We start from the raw sequence: 18,073 nt of genomic DNA, 5'->3' as shown, positions 1-18,073 counted from the left end.
CGACCAGCGGGGCGCCGGCGCGGACGGCGGTTTCGCGGGCGGTGATCTTGTTGCCGAGCAGCCGGATGGCGTCCGGGCTGGGTCCGATCCAGGTGAGGCCGGCGTCGAGGACGGCCTGGGCGAAGTCGGCGTTCTCGGACAGGAAGCCGTAGCCCGGGTGGACGGCGTCGGCGCCCGAGTCGGCCGCGGCGGCGAGCAGCTTGGGGATGTTGAGGTAGGTGTCGGCCGGCGAGTTGCCGCCCAGGGCGTAGGCCTCGTCCGCGGCGGCGACGTGCAGGGCGTCGGCGTCGATGTCCGCATAGACGGCGACGGAGGCCAGCTGCGCGTCGTCGCAGGCCCGGGCAATGCGGACGGCGATTTCACCGCGGTTGGCAATCAGGACCTTGCGCATCAGTTACTCGCTTCTTGTTCGGGGGTGACGGGTTGGGGGGTGGCGTTCTCGGTGAGAGTGGATTCGGCCCAGCGGAAGCGGACCTTCCCGCCGATCGGGACCTGACCGGCGCGGTCCAGCTGGGAGTCGACCACCACGGCGATCACCGGATAGCCGCCGGTAATCGGGTGGTCGGCCAGGAAGAGCACGGGGAGCCCTTCCGGCGGGACCTGCAGGGCCCCGGCGACGGTGCCCTCGCTGGCGAGTTCGCCCTGGCGGGTGCGCTGCAGCGGGGTTCCCTGCAGGCGCATGCCCACCCGGTTGGACTGCGGTTTCACTTCCCAGTCCTGGGTCGTGAACGAGTCCAGCGCCGCGGTGTCGAACCAGTCGGCGCGGGGGCCGGGGACGACGTCGAGCACGGTGACGCCGGTGCCCGGGTACTCCGGCTGCAGTTCGGGGTGGCCTACGACACCGGATTCAGCCTCCCCGCCGGCGGCGAGGAGCTGGCCGGCGGCCAGCGGGGCCGGGCCGATCCCGGACATGGTGTCGGTGGAGCGGCTGCCGAGCACCGGGGCGGTATCGACGCCGCCACGGATGGCGAGGTAACTGCGGAAGCCGCTCTCCGGGGCGCCGATGGTCAGGGTTTCGCCGTCGAGCAGGGCGAAGGGGGTTGCCATCGCGACGGTCCGCCAGGTCGGACCGGACCCGGCCTCCTCGACGTCGTCAAGGTCGGATCCGGCGTCGTAGCGCGACTCGACGGTCAGCTCCGCGGGTGCCCCGGCGACGGCGAGGACCTGGTCCCCGACGGCCTGCACCGTAAGCCCGCCGGCGACGGTCTCCACCGCGGCGGCCGACGGCGCGTTCCCGACCAGGCGGTTGGCCCGGCGCAGCGAGGCCCGGTCCAGCGCGCCGGCCGCGGAGACGCCCAGCCCGGAGTGGCCGTGGCGGCCAAGGTCCTGGATCAGGCTCTGCAGCCCCGGCGCGACGACCCGCAGTCCGGACGCCAGCTTCGGGGCAGGTACTTGGGCCGGGTGTTCCGGCGCCAACGTGACGATGTCGCGGACCGCGCGGAACTGCACCCGGTGGCCGGGGGCGGCCAGGGCGGGCTGTTCCCGGTCCAGGTCCCACATGGAAGCGCCGGTACGGCCGATCAGCTGCCAGCCGCCGGGCGAGCGGCGCGGGTATACCGCCGAATAGTTTCCGGCCAGCGCCACCGAACCGGCGGGGACGGCGGTCCGCGGGGAGCTGCGTCGCGGCACCTCGAGCACCTGGTTTTCGCCCACCATGTAGCCGAAGCCCGGGGCGAAGCCGGCGAAGGCCACAGTCCAAATCTGCCCGGTGTGGGCCGCGATCACACCATCAGTGCCGAGGCCGGTCAGCGTCCCCACTTCGGCGAGATCCTCGCCGTCGTACACGGTGTCGATGACCACCAGCTCGCCGTCCCGCTGCGCGGGGGCGGTGAGGTCGAGCTGGAGCAGCCGCACGGCGATCCGCCGGGCCGACACCGGCGAATCCGCGGTGACCAGCACCGTCTCGGCCGCGGCGAGGACGTCCAGCTGGCCCGGGAACGGGTTCTCAACGAGCAGGGCCTGCAGTGCCAGCACGTCCTGGGTTCCGGAGAGCTCGGCCAGTACCGCGCGGGTTCCCACCGCCCGCACGGAGCGGACCTTCGTTACTGCCTGTGTTTGCCCTGCTGTCTCAATCATGAGCTGCCTTCATCGTTGACGGTGCTTCGGGTGGGGCCGCGCCGCTTAGGCGTGGACTTCCTGCAGGAGCAGCTCTTCTTCCTCAATCTGCGGGTTCCGGCCCAGGGCCAGGCCGACGACCGTCACGATTGAGGCGATCGCGAGGTAGCCGGCGATCAGGTACCAGTTGCCGGTGGCGGCGTAGAGGGCGGTAAAGATCAGTGGTGCAACTGCGCCGCCGACCACGCCGGCGAGGGTGTAGGCTAGCGAGCTGCCGGCGTAGCGCAGCCGGGCCGGGAACTGCTCGGTGATGTAGGCGGCCTGCGGGCCGTACATGAAGGCGTGGAAGGCCAGGCCGATCACCACGCCGAGGGTGAGCATGGCGACGGACTTGCCCTGGATCATCCAGAAAAACACCGGGATGTAGAGGGCGGTGCCGACCGCGGCGATGCCGTAGACGAGGCGGCGGTTGAAGCGGTCCGTGAGGGCACCGGCGGCGGGGATCAGGAACAGCTGGAAGGAGGAGCCGATCAGGATGGCCGCCAGCACGTTGCCGGTGGTCATGCCCAGCTGCTTGGTGGCGTAGACGGCCACGAAGACCGTGAAGAGTGCGTAAAGCACGTCGGGGCAGACGCGGGAGAGGGCGGCGGCGACGAGGGCGCGCGGTTCCTTGGTGAAGACCTCCTTGATGGGGGCCTTGGGCTGCTCGCCGTGGGCCTGGATGGCCTTGAAGACGGGGGTTTCCTCGAGCTTGAGCCGGATCAGCAGGCCGAACACCACCAGGACGGCGGAGGCGAGGAAGGCCACGCGCCAGCCCCAGGAGAGGAAGGCCTCGGTGCTGAGGGTCGCGGCGAGTACGGCCAGGACGCCGTTGGCCATCAGGTTGCCGGCCGGCGGGCCGATCTGCGCGGCGGAGGACCAGAAGCCGCGCTTGTTGGCGTCGCCGAATTCGCTGGAGAGCAGGACGGCACCGCCCCATTCGCCGCCGACGCCAATGCCCTGGGCCAGGCGCAGCAGCACCAGGATGATGGGTGCGGCTATACCGATGGTGGCGTAGCCCGGGAGCGCGCCGATCAGCACGGTCGCGATGCCGATCAGCAGCAGGGTGACAACGAGGACATGTTTGCGGCCGATCTTGTCACCAAGCCGGCCGAAGATCACACCGCCGATGGGGCGGGCCAGGTAGCCCACCGCAAAGGCGGAGAAGGACAGCAGCAGGCCGACGAACTCGTCGTTGCCGGGGAAGAAAACCTTGGGGAACACCAGGGCCGAGGCCACGGAGTAGATCGCGAAGTCGTAGTACTCCAGCGAGGTGCCGGTGAGGCTCGCGACGTAGGCCTTGAGAGCGCCGGGCGGCAGCTTCTTCTTGCTGGCGGCCGGGGTGGCCTGGTGTTGTGCGGTCATGATTTCCTCCAGGGTGGGGGTGCTGCCTGTGCTGGGTGGTGTGGTGAGGCGTCGCCGGCTGGATGTTGCGGTGCCGGTAAAGCGGTGCCGCAGACGGGTTAGACGAACGCGGCGGTGGTGATACCGGCGGCGGTGAGCGCTTCGCGGACGGCGGCGGCCATGGTGACGGCTCCCGGGGAATCCCCGTGCACGCAGATGCTCTCCGCACGGATCTTCAGGATGGAACCGTCAATCGTGCGGACGGCGGAATCGGAGGCCATCCGGAGGACATGCTCAGTGACCTCCGCGTGGTCGTGCAGGACGGCTCCGGGCAGCGTGCGGGACACGAGGGTGCCGTCCGGGTTGTAGGCCCGGTCGGCGAAGGCTTCGGTGACCGCGCGGAGGCCGGCGGCCTCGGCCAGTCGGAGCACTTCCGAGCCCGGCAGGCCCATGATCGGCAGGTTCGGGTCCACGGACTTCACGGCGTCGACGACGGCTTTCGCCTGCGCGGTGTGCTCCACGATCGTGTTGTAGAGCCCGCCGTGCGGCTTCACGTACCGAACCGTGCCGCCCTCGACGGCGGCCAGGGCCTGCAGCGCGCCGATCTGGTAGACGACGTCGTCCGCGAGTTCGATCGGGTTGATGTCCAGGAAGCGGCGGCCGAAACCGGCGAGGTCGCGGTAGCCGACATGGGCGCCGATCACTACGCCGGCGGCACCTGCCTCGCGGCAGGTCTTTCGGATCACGCTGGGATCGCCGGCATGGAATCCACAGGCCACGTTCGCGCTCGAAACCGAGCGGAACATCGCCGTGTCGTCTCCCAGGGTCCAGCGTCCAAAGGACTCGCCGACGTCGCTGTTCAGGTCGATGGTTGCCATTTGTGATCCTCGTCTCATTGGTATCCCTTATCTAGGATGCCTCAAATCTAAAAATTGTTCAACAATTCTTCGATTCCACGATGTGGCGATCGTGTAAATTCTCATGTATGACGAGCTCCGAAGCAGGATTCCGCGGCATTCCCGGCTCGACCTCCACCGGCGGGAAGCGGGCCTCCGGCACGGCCGGCGCCGCCCTGGGGACGGCGGCCCGCTTGCGGGTGGCCATCCCCTCGGTGGCGGACCGGGTGGCGGCGGAGCTGCGGCTGCAGCTGGCCGAAGGTCTCCTGCTGCCGGGCGCACGGCTGACCGAATCAACCATCTCCGAGGAGCTGGGCGTCTCCCGCAACACCGTCCGCGAAGCCTTTGCCGAACTCGCGGCCGAGCGGCTGGTGGTCCGGCAGCCCAACCGGGGAGTGTTCGTCGCAAGCCTGGGGCCCGGCGACGTCCATGACGTCTACACCGTGCGCCGGTTCATCGAAGTGAGTGCCATCCGCGGTGGCGGAAGCCCCGAGCGCGTGGCTGCGGTCCGCGCGGCCGTGGAGGAAGGCCGGGCCGCGGCGGCAGCGGACGACGAGGAAGCCCTCGGCAGCGCCAACCAGCACTTCCACGGGGCAATCGTGGCGCTGGCCGAGAGCCGGCGCCTCAATACGATGATGGCCCAGGTGCTGGCCGAGATGCGGCTGTTCTTCCACAAGGCCACCGTGGATGCGCATTTCTACCGCAACTATCTCGACGACAACGAGGAGATCTGCAGGGTGCTCGAAGCCGGCGATCTGGACCGCGCCGGGGACCTGCTGCTGGCCTACCTGGACCGCTCGGAGGAGAAGCAGAGCGCCGTCCACGGGGACTGAGCGGCGTCCGCGGCACATCGGCATGCCGACGGCACGGGCCTCCACAAACATGACCGGCATGGAAATTGTCGTCGAGATCCTGCCGGGATGCCACAACCATTGACTCCTCGTAACTTGCATCACATACTTGTGGAACCGATTCCATGGAATCGATTCCACGAGCAGTCCCACAATGAGGTGTGCAGCAGTGACAGGACCTTCCATCACCATCAAGGACGTGGCCGCACTTGCCGGCGTCTCGCCGGCCACGGCGTCCAGGGTGCTGTCCGGCAATCCGGCAACATCGCCGCAATCCCGGCAGCGAGTAGCCGCAGCAGTCGCTCAACTGGATTTTCATCCCAATGCCCAGGCCCGTGCCCTCCGATCCACCAGGACCAACGTCATCGGGCTGCTCCTTTCAGACGTCCGCAACCCGTTTTTCGCCGATCTGGCACACGCCGCGGAGCAGGCGGCACTCGCCGAGGGGCTTGTCACCCTGTTGGGGAACGCCAACGAGAGCATTCCGCAGCAGGACCGGTATTTGGACACCTTCATTTCGCAGCGCGTGGACGGCGTGATCGCCGCGCCCCAGGGTGAAGGGAGCTCCAGCCTCCATGCCCTGCTGGAACGGGGCATCCCCACCGTGTTCGTCGACCGGACCGTCGACGGTATCGACGTCCCGAGTGTGACGACAGAAAGTGATACCGGCATCCGCCAGGCGGTGGAACACCTAGCCCGCCAGGGCCACGAGCGGGTCGGGTACATCGCAGGGCCCCAGACCACCTCCACAGGACGGGACCGACTCAAGTCCTTCTCCCGCGCCGCCCGCGAGTTCGGGCTCAGCACCGACCCCGCCCTGACGTATTTCGGGGACTTTCAGTCCGCCAGCGGTTCGGCCGGCGCGCACCACCTGCTGGGCCTCGCGCAGCCGCCGACCGCGCTGCTGGCCGCCGACAGCCCCATGGCCGTCGGCGCGCTGGCCACCTTGAACCGGAAAGGGCTGCGCATCGGCCGGGACATGGCCCTGATTGCCTTCGATGACATCGAATGGTTTTCCCTGCTGGATCCGCCGCTCACTGTCATTTCCCATGACGTGGAGGCGATGGGCCGGACCGCGGTCAGGCTCCTGCTCGAGGTTATCGACGGTGAGAAGCCGGAATCGGTCGTCCTGCCCAGCGAACTGATCGTCCGCGCCTCCTCGGGCACTACTGGCCCCAGCCTGGGGCAGCCGTGACAGCAGCGGCTTCAGTCCCGTCCGACCCCTCTGGTTTGCGGCTTGGGGCACCATCCGACACCACCGAAGGAGCAGGTCCAATGAGCACGGTTTTTGTGGTCGGAAGCCTCAATATCGACCAGAACATCCGCGTCCGCTCCCTGCCCCGGGCGGGCGAAACTGTCCCGGGATCGGACGCAACGTTCAGCCCCGGCGGCAAGGGCGGCAACCAGGCCGTCGCGGCGGCCCGCGCCGGCGCCTCGGTGAAATTCACCGGCGCTGTCGGCGATGACGCCCATGGACGGCGGATCCTCGAGGTCCTGTCCGGGGCCCGCATCGACGCCGGTCATGTACGGGTCAGCGGTACAGACTCCACGGGAACGGCCGTCATCGCGGTCGACGACCAGGGCGAAAACCAGATCATCGTCAGTCCGGGCGCGAACGCGGGGCTCGCCGCCGACGACGTCGAGGCGGGGCTCGCGGGCATACAGGCCGGCGACGTCCTGATCCTGCAGCTGGAGATCCCGACGCCGCTGGTCCGGCAGGCCGCACGGACCGCGAAAAGCCGCGGGGCGTTCGTCATCCTCAACGCCGCACCGGCCCCCCGGCGGATCGAGGGGCTGCTCGACGACGTCGACCTCCTGGTGGTGAACGAACAGGAAATCCAAGTCCTGGCAGGCCTCGCCGGGATAGGCGGGAGCCACAGGGACCTGGTCCAGACGCTCCCGCCACTCCTCGGTCCGGCCATCGTCTGCACCGCCGGAGCGGAAGGGTCCCATACGGTCCTTGACGGCAACCCTGTGCACGTCCCGGCGACGAAAGTAGCCGCCACGGACACTACGGGGGCCGGCGACACCTTCGTGGGCTACCTCGCCGCATCCCTCGCAGGCGGCCCCCGCCGGCTGCCCGCCGCACTGATCCACGCCACCCGCGCATCGGCCCTCGCCGTCACGCGCAGCGGTGCCATGGAATCCATTCCATGGCGACATGAAATACCGGCATCCCAGCCGTCACCCACAACCACCAACCCCGTCATTCCGTACCAAGGAGTCTCATGAAAATCGCACTCGGCAACGATCACGCCGGCTTCCCCCTGAAGGCGTTTGTCCGGTCCGTCCTGGAAGACCTCGGCCATGAGGTTATCGACTGCGGCGCAGCCAGCGAGGCCCCGGTCGATTTCCCGGACATCACCCGAGCCACCTGCGATCTGGTCCGGTCCGGCGGGGCCGAGCGGGCCGTATTGGTCTGCGGGACCGGGGTGGGCGCCGTCATGGCCGCCAACAAGATCCCGGGCATCCGTTGCGCCCTGGGTCACGATGTCTACTCCGCCCATCAGAGCGTGGAACACGACGACGCGAACGCCATCGCCATGGGCGCCTGGCTGATCGGCAGGGCCACCGCCAAGGAGGTCCTGGAGTCCTTCCTCGGCGCAAAGTTTGACAACGACGATGACACGATCCGGCGAGTCGAGAAGCTGCGCGAGATGGAGCTCGAGGGAGCACGGGAACTGGCCGCCGAAATCTGACGAGGCCGGCACCACCAGCAGTTCAACAGGCCTTCGGCACGCCGCCCAGGGCTGTCCAGCAATATCAAAGGAGATATCGAACATGACGGCAGCAATGACTGACCGGCCGCGCCAGGCCGCCCACGGTTCCCCCGGAAAGATTAAGACCGCCATGGCTTCGGCCGCCGGCACCTGCGTGGAAAATTACGACTTCGTGGCCTACGGCACGGCCGCGGCACTGTACTTCGGCAAGGTCTTCTTCCCCAACACGGACCCCGTTGTCGGCACGCTCCTGGCCTTCGCCACGCTGGCGGTGGGCTTCCTGATGAGGCCCATCGGCGGGGCCGTCGGCGGCTACCTCGGCGATAAGTACGGCCGGAAGCCCGTGCTGGTCGGCGCACTGCTGACCATGGGCATCGCCACCGTCCTGATCGGCTGCCTCCCCACGTACGCGCAGGTCGGCATCCTCGCCCCCATCCTGCTGGTCATCATCCGGATGATCCAGGGCCTGGCCTTCGGTGCCGAGTGGGGCGGCGCCGTCATGATGACGTTCGAGCACGCACCGTGGAAACAGCGCGGCCGCTTCGCCGCCATCCCGCAGGCGGGCAACCCGCTGGGCATCACCCTGGCCAACGCCGCCTTCCTGCTCTCCGCCTCGCTGCAGACCGACTGGGCCTGGCGGCTGCCGTTCCTCGCCAGCGCCATCCTGATCGTCGTCGGCCTGGTTGTCCGGATGAAGCTGGAGGAATCGCCCGAGTTCGAACACACCAAGGCCACCGGCGCGATCGTCAAGAACCCCCTGACCACCGTGATCAAGAACGACTGGCGAAACATCCTGCGGGTGATCTCACTTCGCATTGTGGAGAGCTGCGCGTACTACGTCACGGCCACGTACCTGCTGTCCTACATCACCAAGAACAACCCCGATGACCGGGCCGTCGGCCTCACCGGCATTGTGATCGCCAGCCTCCTTGCCATCCCGGTGACGCTGATCGCCGGCGCTCTCACCGACCGCATCGGCCGCCGCAAGCTCTACCTCGGCGGAACCATCGCCGTCATCGCCTTCGGCTTCCCGATGTTCCTGCTCAGCAACACCGGCAATCCGTTCCTGATTGCCCTGGCCTTCGTGATTGGCATCGGCATCATCCACGCCACGTTTACCGGCACGCAGGGTGCCTGGTTCGCGGAGCTGTTCCGGACCAACACCAGGACGTCCGGTGCCTCCATCGGGTACCAGGTTGCCGCCTCCATCTCCGGATTCGCACCGTTCGTGGCCGTGCTGCTGGCTTCCGTCTTCGGCTGGGCCGGCGGTGCCTCGCTGTACGTCCTGGTGGGCGTGATTGGCCTGATCGGCGTGCTGAACACCCGCGAAACGTGGGGCGCCAAGGAAAAGGCCGAAGTGGACGCCATCATCGCCGGCGAGCCGGCCGGCACGGTGCAGGACCAGACCGCACCGTCCTCCGTCCGCTAGAAACGGAGAGAATGCGGCCCGGGCCCGCCCTTTTGGGCGGACCCGGGCCGCATTTCTCATGTGGCTATGAAGGATGGCTAGGTCCCCCGGCATGACGTGGCCAGCCGCCCACGCACAGAGGCAGCTCCCCAGACCGTCAGCAGGCACGCCACCAGCAGCAGGCCGGCCTCGCCCAGCTCGACGTCCCCCAGCCAGCTGGTCACGGGATCCTCAAGTCCGAAGGCCGCGTTGAAGAACCCGCCCAGGGTGACGACTGAAATGGCCAGGGCCGACACGGCGGAGATGCCGGTGATCAGCGCATTGAAGCCCAGCTTCCGCTGCGGACTGTGGATGGCGGAGCTGTACATGCGCATCATGGCGACGCCGTTCGCGGTGTCGCACAGGGTCATGGCGGCGGTGAATGCCAGCGGAAGCGCCAGCAGGGCCAGCGGGGATACCCCGGCGAGCGATGCGGCCGTCGCCATCACCAGCAGGCCGATCGTAGTGGCCGTGTCGAATCCCAGCCCGAAAAGGAAGCCGATGACGTAGATGTTCCGCGGCCGCCGGACGCGGGACAGGGGTTTCGCCAGCAGCCGGGCCACGAATCCCTTGGCCTCAAGATCCTCCTCCCGCACTGCTCCGCCGCCCCGCACCGTCCGGTAAGCCTGCGCGGCCCGGATGAACGCGGATCCGTTGAACAGCCCCATGGCGAGCAGGAAGATCCCCGAGACGCCGCTGCCGATCAGCCCCAGCACGAGGTTTCCGGTGCTGCCGTCCTCCATGAACTGGCCCACCATCGCGGCGCCGCCGACCACCAGGATCCCGGCCAGAATCACCACCGAGCTGTGGCCCAGGCTGAAGGCGAACCCGACGCTCACCGGGTCCCGGCGCTGGGCCACGAACTTGCGGGTCGAATTGTCGATGGCGGCGAGGTGGTCCCAGTCGTAGCTGTGTTTGATACCCGCCAGGTAGGCAGTCAGCACCAGGCCCAGCGCGAGCGGCTCGCCGGCCGACACCAAACCCGCCAGAAGGAGCACGACGGCGGCTGCGTGCAGGGCCAGCACCGCGCCGAAGGTGACCAACAGCCGGGTCCGCATCGGGAGCTGCTCGCGCTGACGGTACAGGGCGGTAACTCCGGTCAACGTGGTCATCAGTATTTCCTTAGGTCCAGGGGCGCCGTGCCGTGCCACCGCTGCCGGAGCAGGGCGCTGCAGGCGCCCAGGAGCCGGTTGAGTTCTTCGGTGCTGTTCGAGAGGGACCGGAGCACCAGACCGCTGATGCCCTCAACTGTGGCAGTCAATGAGACTCCCGTGTAGGCCTCATGCCCGGCGGTCAGCACATGCAGTTCGTCCGCGAGGGCCTGGTCGACGCGCCGGTCGACCACGATCAGGGAGCCCACGTGGCTGAAGCCCTCCATGAATCCCATCCCCGTGACGTCGTGGGTCGGCGGCCGGATCAGCAGGTTGTCGAGGGCCAGCAGTCCTCTCTTCCCCCCGGATTCGACCCGGATTTCGGTTCGGAGCCGCAGTTCCTCGTATTGGAACGAGGCACCGTCCGGCGACCAGCCGGGGGTGACGACCTCGGACATGACCAGGCTCGACGTCGGGTGCAGGGTGATGTGCGTGTTCTGCCGGTAGCTGGCCTCCCGGTAGGCGATCAGCTGATCCGGGGCCAGCTCCAGCTGCGATTCTTCCCCCAGCCGCAGCCGCATCCGCTGCTCCGCAAAGGAGCCCGGCGTCCGGTAGATCTTGGTGGCCGACTGCGTCGTGAGCAGCAGCTTCGCCCCGTCTGCCACCTCCACGTCGATGATGTAGAGATCGGCCCCCAGATACGCCCCGCCAGGATTCACTACGACGTAACAAACCTGCCCGGAGTCATCCAAATAGTGCGGCCGCAAAACCCGCAGGGCGCCCTGGTGAAACTGATGCTCGGCCACCGACCGCCCACCACGCACGGCGATCCGCAATTCAAGCTCCCCCATCGGTGAGGCAACCGCGGGACGCTCAGCGGCCGCCGTCGTGCTCATGACGTCAGGTCAAGCATCAGGACATCGCGCCGCATCCATTCGATGACGCGGTCCAGTCCTTCGTCGGTCTTGAGATTGGTGAAGCAGAACGGCTTCCCACCCCGGAACTCACGTGAGTCCCGCTCCATCACGGCGAGGTCAGCGCCGACGTGCGGCGCGAGGTCGGTTTTGTTGATGATGAAGAGGTCGGACTTGATCATGCCCTGGCCGGCTTTGCGCGGGATCTTTTCGCCCTGGGCCACGTCGATGATGTAGATGGAGAAGTCCACGAGTTCGGGGCTGAAGGTGGCGGAGAGGTTGTCCCCGCCGGATTCCACGAAGATCACCTGCAGGTCCGGGTGCCGCCGCTTGAGCTCCTCGATGGCCGCGGTGTTCATCGAGGTATCCTCGCGGATGGCGGTGTGCGGGCAGCCGCCGGTTTCCACGCCGATGATCCGGTCGATCGGGAGGATCCCGTTCGCCGCCAGGATCTTGGCGTCCTCGATCGTGTAGATGTCGTTGGTGATCGCCGCCATGGAAATTTCCCGGCTCATGTGGCGGGTGAGGCGCTCCACGAGTTGGGTCTTGCCGGCGCCCACCGGGCCGCCGATGCCGATTTTGATGGGCTCAGACATATTCTTCTCCAGACATATTTCTTTTGGGGCTGACTTAACTCATGAACATTCGGGCACGCTGACGCTCGTGCCGCATCTGCGAAATTTCGAGGCCGGGACTGACCGCGCCGAAGTCGGACCGGTCCAGCGTGCCGGCGCGCCTGACCGCGGTAGCGACGTCGTCGGCCGCCTTCCGCAGCAGCCGCTGGCCGGCGTTCTGCCCGAGCGGGATGGCCCGGACGGCGTTCTGCGTCAGCGACGTGACCGCGGCGAACAGGTAGGCGGCGAGGGCCCCGGGCAGCGGGACCCCCAGGGAACGCGCGACGACGGCGAACGCCAGCGGCTGGTGGCCGGCGGCGCGGCCGGAACCTGCCAGCTCACGGTACTCCGCCAGCTCCGGGGACGGAAAGATCTCGGCGCCGATCTCGAGGAGCCGGGTGCCCATCTTGATGCTGGCCTCGCGCAGCTGCCGGGGCAGCAGCTGGGCCGTCAGCAAGGCATCCAGTTCAGCAATGGGAACGCCCTCGTAGAGGAACCTGATGGCCAGGGCGTCCGAGTAGCTCAGCTGCTGCCCCACGAATGCCGCCAGCCACACCCCGAAGGACTCCTCGTCGTGCACCAGCCCGCGGTCGATATAGCTCTCAAACCCCAGCGAGTGGGCAAACGCCCCGGTGGGCAGCGCCGAATCACACAGCTGCTGCAGGGCCAGCTGGTAGACCGCCGGGTTAGTGGGAGTGTTCGGCATGGCGGAAGGGGACGGGCATCACGCGCTCCTGGCGGTCGTAGGGCGCTCCGACGTGTTTGAGGTAGTCCTCCACCGTGTGGTCGTACTGGCAGACCATCACGGCGGCGCCGTACTCGGAGGAGGCCTCGAAGAACTGGGCCTGCAGGTGCCGGTTGCCGAGCGAATGCGCCACCACCCCCATCTCGTGGATGGAGCGCGGCGCGATGACAAGGACGTCGGTGGGCAGCACCGACACCACGATCATGTTGGCCTCCGCGACGTGCAGGATGTCGCCGTCGCGCAGGTCCCCGGAACCGGAGGGGAGGCGGATGCCCAGTTCCTTGCCGTGGTCGGTGGTGACGCGCTGGACGCGTTTGACCAGCTGGGCGCTGGGAAGCACGACCTTTTCCCGGTGAAGCCCGGCATACGGGTCCGGCCCCGGGGGAACGTCGTGCGTGTTGCCGAGGACCTTGTCGATGATCATTCCTGTCTCCTCTGGACGCCTAGAAAAGGAAGTAGCGCTGCGCCATGGGCAGCACCTCGGACGGTGCGCAGGTGACGTCCTCGCCGTCGACCGTCACCTTGTACGTTTCCGGGTCCACCTCGATCTCCGGGGTGGCGCCGTTGTACTTCAGGTCCGCTTTCGTCAGGCTGCGGATGCCGGACACGGGCCGGATGACCTTCTCCAGGCCCAGCTTCGCCGGGACCCCGGCGTCGATGGCGGCCTGGGAGAGGAAGGTGATGGAAGACCGCTGCAGGGCCTTGCCGTAGGCGGCGAACATCGGCCGCATGGTGCGCGGCTGCGGGGTGGGGATCGAGGCGTTGGCGTCCCCCATCAGCGCATAGGCGATCTGCCCGCCCTTGAGCACCAGCTCCGGCTTGACCCCGAAGAACGCCGGGTCCCAGAGCACCAGGTCCGCGAACTTCCCGACCTCCACCGAGCCGATCGAGTCCGCCATGCCCTGCGCGATGGCCGGGTTGATGGTGTATTTCGCCACGTAGCGTTTCAGGCGGAAGTTGTCGCTCTCCGCGCCCAGTCCGGACGCGGCGCCGTGGATACCGCCGCCTGTGCTGTCCCTCTGGGGGTCCTTGAGCACCCCGCGCTGCTTTTTCATCTTGTCCGCGACCTGCCAGGTGCGGATCACCACCTCGCCCACCCGGCCCATCGCCTGGGAATCCGAGGAGGTGATCGCGAAGATCCCCAGATCCTGCAGCACGTCCTCCGCGGCGATGGTCTCGGCGCGGATGCGGGAGTCCGCGAACGCCACGTCCTCCGGGATATCCGGGTTGAGGTGGTGGCAGACCATGAGCATGTCCAGGTGCTCTTCGATGGTGTTGCGTGTGTACGGCAGGGTGGGGTTCGTGGAGGCCGGCAGGACGTTGGGCAGCCCGGCGATCTTGATGATGTCCGGGGCGTGCCCCCCGCCGGCGCCCTCGGTGTGGAAGGTGTGGATCACGCGCCCGTCGATGGCCCGGATCGTGTCCTCCACGAAGCCGCACTCGTTCAGCGTGTCGGTATGGATGGCCACCTGGACGTCGTACAGGTCCGCGACCTTCAGCGAGGTGTCGATCGAGGACGTCGTGGAGCCCCAGTCCTCATGGACTTTCAGCCCGATCGCGCCGGCGCGGATCTGCTCGGCCAGGGGCTCGACGGCGGACGCGTGCCCCTTGCCGAACAGGCCGATGTTGATCGGGAGCCCCTCGGCCGCCTGCAGCATCCGCTGGATGTGCCATTCACCGGGGGTGACGGTGGTGGCCTTGGTGCCCTCGGCGGGGCCGGTGCCGCCGCCGATCATCGTGGTCACGCCGCTGCACAGGGCGGCGGGGACCTGGTCCGGGGAAATGAAATGGATGTGCGAGTCCACCCCGCCGGCGGTCAGGATCTTCCGCTCGCCGGCGATGATCTCGGTGCTGGCACCGATCACGATGTCCACCCCATCGGTGATCTGCGGGTTGCCGGCCTTGCCGATCCGGAAGATATGGCCGTCCCGGAGCGCGACGTCGGCCTTGTAGATCCCGGTGTAGTCCAGGATGACGACGTTGGTGATTACGGTGTCCGGGACCTCTTCCTCCCGGGTCACCTGGCCGTTCTGGCCCATGCCGTCGCGGATCACCTTGCCCCCGCCGAAGACCACTTCCTCGCCGTACACGGTGAGGTCCTTCTCGATTTCGAGGAAAAGCTCGGTGTCGGCGAGGCGGATGGAGTCGCCGGTCGTGGGCCCGTACAGGTCCGCGTACTGCCGGCGGGAAAGCTCGAAACTCATGTGCGCACTCCTTCACGCGGGGTAAGCGAACCGTTGACCGCGTTGCTGAGGCCATAGACCTCGCGACGGCCGGCGAGTTCGATCAGCCGGACGGTCTTGCTGTCCCCCGGCTCGAAACGGGCCGCCGTGCCCGCCGGGATGTCCAGGCGCCGGCCGTAAGCGGCCCGCCTATTGAACGTCAGGGCGGCATTGGCTTCGGCAAAGTGGAAGTGCGAGCCCACCTGCACGGGACGGTCGCCGGTGTTGGTCACCACGACGTCAACCGCCTCCCTGCCGGCGTTAATCAGGACAGGCTCGGCGCTGAGGGCGTATTCTCCGGGAATCATCGCCGTACCCCTAACGGATCGGGTCGTGGACGGTGACCAGCTTGGTGCCGTCCGGGAATGTGGCTTCGATCTGGACGTCGTGGATCATCTCCGGAACGCCCTCCATGACGTCCTCGCGGCGGAGCACGGTGGTGCCGTAGCTCATCAGCTCCGCCACGGTCCTGCCGTCCCGGGCGCCCTCGATCAGCTCGTAGCTGATGACGGCCACCGCCTCCGGGAAGTTCAGCTTCAACCCCCGCGCCTGGCGTCGGCGGGCGAGGTCGGCCGCGACCACGATCATGAGCTTTTCCTGCTCACGGGGCAGAAGATGCATGACGGAATCCCTCCAACGCCGGCGGTCGCGGGCCTGGCGGCTCCGCGGTGTTGCCAGCGTAGACGGAGAACGTTTCCTGCAGGTTTCCTGACGTCACAAACTCCGGTGCTGCAGACGCCGACGGCGCCGGCTGCGGCATCCCGGGCTTCAGCCCTGCGCGTCGTTCCGTTCCGCGTCGTAACCGGCCAGGAGCCGGCGGGCCGCTGTGCCCATATGCGAATGCATGGCGGCCGTCACGGCCGCCCCGTCGCGGCGCTCCAGCGCGTTGAAAATCTCCCGGTGTTCGTTGAGGGCAGCCGCTGCATGCCCTTCGTCATTCAGGGCCCGGTCCACCCAGATCCGCAGCAGTGAGCGGATACTCTGCAGGAGTTCCGCCAGAACCTGGTTCCCGGAACTTTCGGCGATTTCGCGGTGGAAGGAAGCATCGGCTTCCACGAAGGCCGCGAGGTCGTCCAGGTTGGCTTCCATCGCGGCCAGGTATCCGCGCAGGCGAGCCAGCGCTCCGTCCGTGATGCGGACCGCCGCGAGCTGGACGGCCTGGACTTCGAGGCCACCGCGGAGCTCCACGAGCTCCCGGGTCCGCGGTTCCCCGAGCATGAGGCCCCAGCTCAGGGTGCGCGGCAGCAGCTCCGAGATCCCGTCCCGGAGATAGGTGCCGGAGCCGGGCCGGACCACAACGATGCCGAGGATCTCCAGGGCCGCCAGGGCTTCGCGGACGGCTGAGCGCCCCACGCCCAGTGAGGCGGCGAGCTGACGTTCGCCGGGCAGCCGCGTTCCCGCGGCGATCTCCCCGCTCGTGAAGTAGGCCAGGAGTCGCTCGGCCACCTCGGAAACAACCGACCCCTGCTCCATGGAGCCGAGGGCGGCGCTGATTTTTGCGGCCGAAGCGGCAGAGGTGGCAGACACAGTCCAAGGGTAACAACCGGATGACCAGTTGAAGTCAAGGTCAAAAAGAGGACCAAAAATAATTCCTCAACCGGTTGACCAATTCGGAGCCGAAGCTTATGGTTTTAATCACACGCTTTAGCTATCGCAGCCCCCACGGGCACCAGCAACCGGGCGAAACCGGAAGGCCTCCAGCGCAGGGAGCCGCAGCAACCAATCTCTAGGAGTCAATGTGGACACCACACAATCCGTGGTCGAAAGATCTGCAATTAAGAAGGTGGCACACCGGCTGGTGCCGTTTGTCGCCCTCATGTTCTTCATCAACTTCCTGGACCGGACGGCCATTTCGTTCGCCGGCCCGAACGGCATGAATGAGGATCTCGGCCTCTCGGCGGCCCAGTTCGGCTTCGCTTCCGGCGTCTTCTTCATCGGCTACATCCTGCTCGAAGTCCCTAGCAACCTGGCCCTGCACAAGTTCGGCGCCCGCCGCTGGCTGGCCCGCATCATGGTCAGCTGGGGCCTCGTGTCCCTGCTGTTCACCTGGGTCAGCAGCGTGGAGCAGCTCTACGTCCTGCGCTTCATCCTGGGTGTGGCCGAGGCCGGGTTCTTCCCCGGCGCCATCCTCTTCCTGAGCCTTTGGGTTCCGGCCCGGCACCGCAGCAAGATCCTGGCCCTGTTCTACTTGGCCCAGCCGCTGACCACCGTCATCGGTGCACCCCTTGCCGGCTTCCTCATTCAGCAGGAGGGCCTCTTCGGCCTCGAAGGCTGGCGCGTCATGTACCTCGGCGTCTCCATTCCGGCCATCATCGTCGGCATCATCGCCTGGTTCTACCTCGTCGACTCCCCAGCCAAGGCAAAGTGGCTGAACCAGGACGAGAAGACGTGGCTGACCAACGCCCTCGAGACCGAAAAGAAGGAAACCTCGGCGAGCAACAAGCACGTCAGCGTCCGCACGGTCTTCTCCAACGGCAGGGTCTGGGTCCTGTCCGTCATCTACTTCGGCTTCATCTACGGCCTGTACGCTCTGGCGTTCTTCCTGCCCACCATCATCGCCGGCTTCGAAGGCCTCTACGGCACGAAGTTCGACGTCTTCCAGAAGGGCCTGATCACCGCCATCCCGTACGTGCCCGCGGCCCTTGCACTGTACTTCTGGTCCAAGGACGCCACGAAGCGCGGCGTCAAGACCTGGCACATTGCCCTCCCCGCCCTGATCGGCGGCCTGAGCATCCCGCTGGCCCTGTTCGCCGGTTCGCCGGCCGCGACCATCGCCGTCATCACCATCACGGCCATGTCCATCTTCGCGGCGCTGCCGAACTTCTGGACCGTTCCCACCCAGTTCCTCACCGGAGCCGCCGCGGCAGCAGGCATCGCCCTGATCAACACCGTGGGCAACCTGGCCGGCTTCAGCGCCGGGTTCGTTACCGGCTGGCTCAAGGACTGGACCGGCTCCTACACCGTACCGATGTTCGTCGTCGGCGGCTTTATGCTCCTCTCCGCCGTCCTCATGGTGATCCTGGGCCGCACCGGCAAGGTGAGCGAAGGCATACCCGCTGAGGCCCTTGATCCCAAGGGCGCCGGACACCACGCCGAACCGTAACAGACCCGGGGGCGTCCCCCTTACCCGGGGAC

19 protein-coding genes are annotated in these 18,073 nt (G+C 67.4%); 6 read left to right on the top strand and 13 right to left on the bottom strand.

Features of this window, described 5'->3' with window-relative positions:
* From ACZYZ5_RS07875 to ACZYZ5_RS07860, 4 genes are all read right to left on the bottom strand, one after another.
* Positions 1 to 391, bottom strand: a 391-nt coding sequence (locus ACZYZ5_RS07875) for a biotin carboxylase N-terminal domain-containing protein (RefSeq protein WP_463900678.1), incomplete at its 3' end; no start/stop codon positions are given.
* On the bottom strand, positions 391 to 2,076 hold the full coding sequence (locus tag ACZYZ5_RS07870; protein WP_463900675.1) for a 5-oxoprolinase subunit B/C family protein: 1,686 nt from the start codon (positions 2,074 to 2,076) through the stop codon (positions 391 to 393). The genes ACZYZ5_RS07875 and ACZYZ5_RS07870, both read right to left, overlap by 1 nt.
* Positions 2,077 to 2,121: 45 nt before the next feature.
* Entirely contained in the window at positions 2,122 to 3,459 is a 1,338-nt protein-coding gene (locus ACZYZ5_RS07865; protein WP_463900672.1) for an MFS transporter, read from the bottom strand.
* 98 nt (positions 3,460 to 3,557) lie between these two features.
* Positions 3,558 to 4,316, bottom strand: coding sequence for a LamB/YcsF family protein (locus ACZYZ5_RS07860; RefSeq protein ID WP_463900671.1), 759 nt, complete (start codon positions 4,314 to 4,316; stop codon positions 3,558 to 3,560).
* Positions 4,317 to 4,423: 107 nt separating this feature from the next.
* Between ACZYZ5_RS07860 and ACZYZ5_RS07855 the strand changes: the two genes are divergently transcribed.
* The 5 genes from ACZYZ5_RS07855 (at position 4,424) to ACZYZ5_RS07835 (ending at position 9,334) form a co-directional block, all read left to right on the top strand.
* A complete protein-coding gene (locus ACZYZ5_RS07855; RefSeq protein ID WP_463900669.1) occupies positions 4,424 to 5,167 on the top strand; it encodes a GntR family transcriptional regulator in 744 nt (247 codons plus the stop codon).
* A gap of 187 nt (positions 5,168 to 5,354) precedes the next feature.
* The gene (locus ACZYZ5_RS07850; protein WP_463900667.1) at positions 5,355 to 6,380 is read left to right on the top strand and encodes a LacI family DNA-binding transcriptional regulator; all 1,026 of its coding nucleotides are present in this window, start codon (positions 5,355 to 5,357) and stop codon (positions 6,378 to 6,380) included.
* An 80-nt stretch (positions 6,381 to 6,460) separates the two neighbouring features.
* Entirely contained in the window at positions 6,461 to 7,417 is a 957-nt protein-coding gene (locus ACZYZ5_RS07845) for a ribokinase (protein ID WP_463900665.1), read from the top strand.
* Positions 7,414 to 7,884 carry an RpiB/LacA/LacB family sugar-phosphate isomerase gene (locus ACZYZ5_RS07840; RefSeq protein ID WP_463900663.1) on the top strand — a complete coding sequence of 157 codons (471 nt, stop codon included), beginning with the start codon at positions 7,414 to 7,416 and terminating at the stop codon, positions 7,882 to 7,884. The genes ACZYZ5_RS07845 and ACZYZ5_RS07840 overlap by 4 nt, the downstream gene beginning before the upstream one ends.
* An 82-nt stretch (positions 7,885 to 7,966) precedes the next feature.
* Complete coding sequence (locus tag ACZYZ5_RS07835; RefSeq protein WP_463900662.1) at positions 7,967 to 9,334, top strand: MFS transporter; 1,368 nt, start codon at positions 7,967 to 7,969, stop codon at positions 9,332 to 9,334.
* A 77-nt stretch (positions 9,335 to 9,411) separates the two neighbouring features.
* On the opposite strand, the gene ACZYZ5_RS07830 is transcribed toward ACZYZ5_RS07835, so the two are convergent.
* The 9 genes from ACZYZ5_RS07830 to ACZYZ5_RS07790 form a co-directional block, all read right to left on the bottom strand.
* Entirely contained in the window at positions 9,412 to 10,464 is a 1,053-nt protein-coding gene (locus ACZYZ5_RS07830) for a HoxN/HupN/NixA family nickel/cobalt transporter (RefSeq protein WP_463900660.1), read from the bottom strand.
* On the bottom strand, positions 10,464 to 11,339 hold the full coding sequence (locus tag ACZYZ5_RS07825) for an urease accessory protein UreD (protein WP_463900658.1): 876 nt from the start codon (positions 11,337 to 11,339) through the stop codon (positions 10,464 to 10,466). The genes ACZYZ5_RS07830 and ACZYZ5_RS07825 overlap by 1 nt, the downstream gene beginning before the upstream one ends.
* A complete protein-coding gene (gene ureG, locus ACZYZ5_RS07820) occupies positions 11,336 to 11,953 on the bottom strand; it encodes an urease accessory protein UreG (protein WP_463900656.1) in 618 nt (205 codons plus the stop codon). Before ureG ends, ACZYZ5_RS07825 begins: the two co-directional genes overlap by 4 nt.
* A gap of 34 nt (positions 11,954 to 11,987) precedes the next feature.
* Positions 11,988 to 12,677, bottom strand: a complete 690-nt coding sequence (locus tag ACZYZ5_RS07815) for an urease accessory protein UreF (RefSeq protein ID WP_463900655.1) — start codon at positions 12,675 to 12,677, stop codon at positions 11,988 to 11,990.
* Positions 12,658 to 13,140: an urease accessory protein UreE gene (gene ureE / locus ACZYZ5_RS07810; protein ID WP_463900653.1), complete on the bottom strand. Its 483-nt coding sequence runs from the start codon at positions 13,138 to 13,140 to the stop codon at positions 12,658 to 12,660. Before ureE ends, ACZYZ5_RS07815 begins: the two co-directional genes overlap by 20 nt.
* 19 nt (positions 13,141 to 13,159) lie before the next feature.
* Positions 13,160 to 14,920, bottom strand: a complete 1,761-nt coding sequence (gene ureC / locus ACZYZ5_RS07805; RefSeq protein WP_463900651.1) for an urease subunit alpha — start codon at positions 14,918 to 14,920, stop codon at positions 13,160 to 13,162.
* Positions 14,917 to 15,246: an urease subunit beta gene (locus tag ACZYZ5_RS07800; protein ID WP_463900649.1), complete on the bottom strand. Its 330-nt coding sequence runs from the start codon at positions 15,244 to 15,246 to the stop codon at positions 14,917 to 14,919. The genes ureC and ACZYZ5_RS07800 overlap by 4 nt, the downstream gene beginning before the upstream one ends.
* A gap of 10 nt (positions 15,247 to 15,256) precedes the next feature.
* Positions 15,257 to 15,559: an urease subunit gamma gene (locus ACZYZ5_RS07795; RefSeq protein ID WP_463900647.1), complete on the bottom strand. Its 303-nt coding sequence runs from the start codon at positions 15,557 to 15,559 to the stop codon at positions 15,257 to 15,259.
* Positions 15,560 to 15,706: 147 nt separating this feature from the next.
* On the bottom strand, positions 15,707 to 16,465 hold the full coding sequence (locus ACZYZ5_RS07790) for a FadR/GntR family transcriptional regulator (RefSeq protein ID WP_463900645.1): 759 nt from the start codon (positions 16,463 to 16,465) through the stop codon (positions 15,707 to 15,709).
* A 211-nt stretch (positions 16,466 to 16,676) separates the two neighbouring features.
* Here ACZYZ5_RS07790 and ACZYZ5_RS07785 point away from each other — a divergent pair, with 211 nt between their 5' ends.
* Positions 16,677 to 18,041, top strand: a complete 1,365-nt coding sequence (locus tag ACZYZ5_RS07785; RefSeq protein WP_463900644.1) for an MFS transporter — start codon at positions 16,677 to 16,679, stop codon at positions 18,039 to 18,041.
* Positions 18,042 to 18,073: the final 32 nt, after the last annotated feature.

Source organism: Pseudarthrobacter ribosi, assembly GCF_055412865.1.
The sequence above is the reverse complement of the archived record's forward strand: the minus strand, read 5'-3'. Positions and strand labels throughout refer to the sequence as shown.

Coding starts and splice junctions, on each gene's coding strand:
- ACZYZ5_RS07870 (WP_463900675.1), bottom strand. CDS start 2,076: ATGATTGAGACAGCAGGGCAAACACAGGCAGTAACGAAGGTCCGCTCC.
- ACZYZ5_RS07865 (WP_463900672.1), bottom strand. CDS start 3,459: ATGACCGCACAACACCAGGCCACCCCGGCCGCCAGCAAGAAGAAGCTG.
- ACZYZ5_RS07860 (WP_463900671.1), bottom strand. CDS start 4,316: ATGGCAACCATCGACCTGAACAGCGACGTCGGCGAGTCCTTTGGACGC.
- ACZYZ5_RS07855 (WP_463900669.1), top strand. CDS start 4,424: ATGACGAGCTCCGAAGCAGGATTCCGCGGCATTCCCGGCTCGACCTCC.
- ACZYZ5_RS07845 (WP_463900665.1), top strand. CDS start 6,461: ATGAGCACGGTTTTTGTGGTCGGAAGCCTCAATATCGACCAGAACATC.
- ACZYZ5_RS07840 (WP_463900663.1), top strand. CDS start 7,414: ATGAAAATCGCACTCGGCAACGATCACGCCGGCTTCCCCCTGAAGGCG.
- ACZYZ5_RS07835 (WP_463900662.1), top strand. CDS start 7,967: ATGACGGCAGCAATGACTGACCGGCCGCGCCAGGCCGCCCACGGTTCC.
- ACZYZ5_RS07830 (WP_463900660.1), bottom strand. CDS start 10,464: ATGACCACGTTGACCGGAGTTACCGCCCTGTACCGTCAGCGCGAGCAG.
- ACZYZ5_RS07825 (WP_463900658.1), bottom strand. CDS start 11,339: ATGAGCACGACGGCGGCCGCTGAGCGTCCCGCGGTTGCCTCACCGATG.
- ureG (WP_463900656.1), bottom strand. CDS start 11,953: ATGTCTGAGCCCATCAAAATCGGCATCGGCGGCCCGGTGGGCGCCGGC.
- ACZYZ5_RS07815 (WP_463900655.1), bottom strand. CDS start 12,677: ATGCCGAACACTCCCACTAACCCGGCGGTCTACCAGCTGGCCCTGCAG.
- ureE (WP_463900653.1), bottom strand. CDS start 13,140: ATGATCATCGACAAGGTCCTCGGCAACACGCACGACGTTCCCCCGGGG.
- ureC (WP_463900651.1), bottom strand. CDS start 14,920: ATGAGTTTCGAGCTTTCCCGCCGGCAGTACGCGGACCTGTACGGGCCC.
- ACZYZ5_RS07800 (WP_463900649.1), bottom strand. CDS start 15,246: ATGATTCCCGGAGAATACGCCCTCAGCGCCGAGCCTGTCCTGATTAAC.
- ACZYZ5_RS07795 (WP_463900647.1), bottom strand. CDS start 15,559: ATGCATCTTCTGCCCCGTGAGCAGGAAAAGCTCATGATCGTGGTCGCG.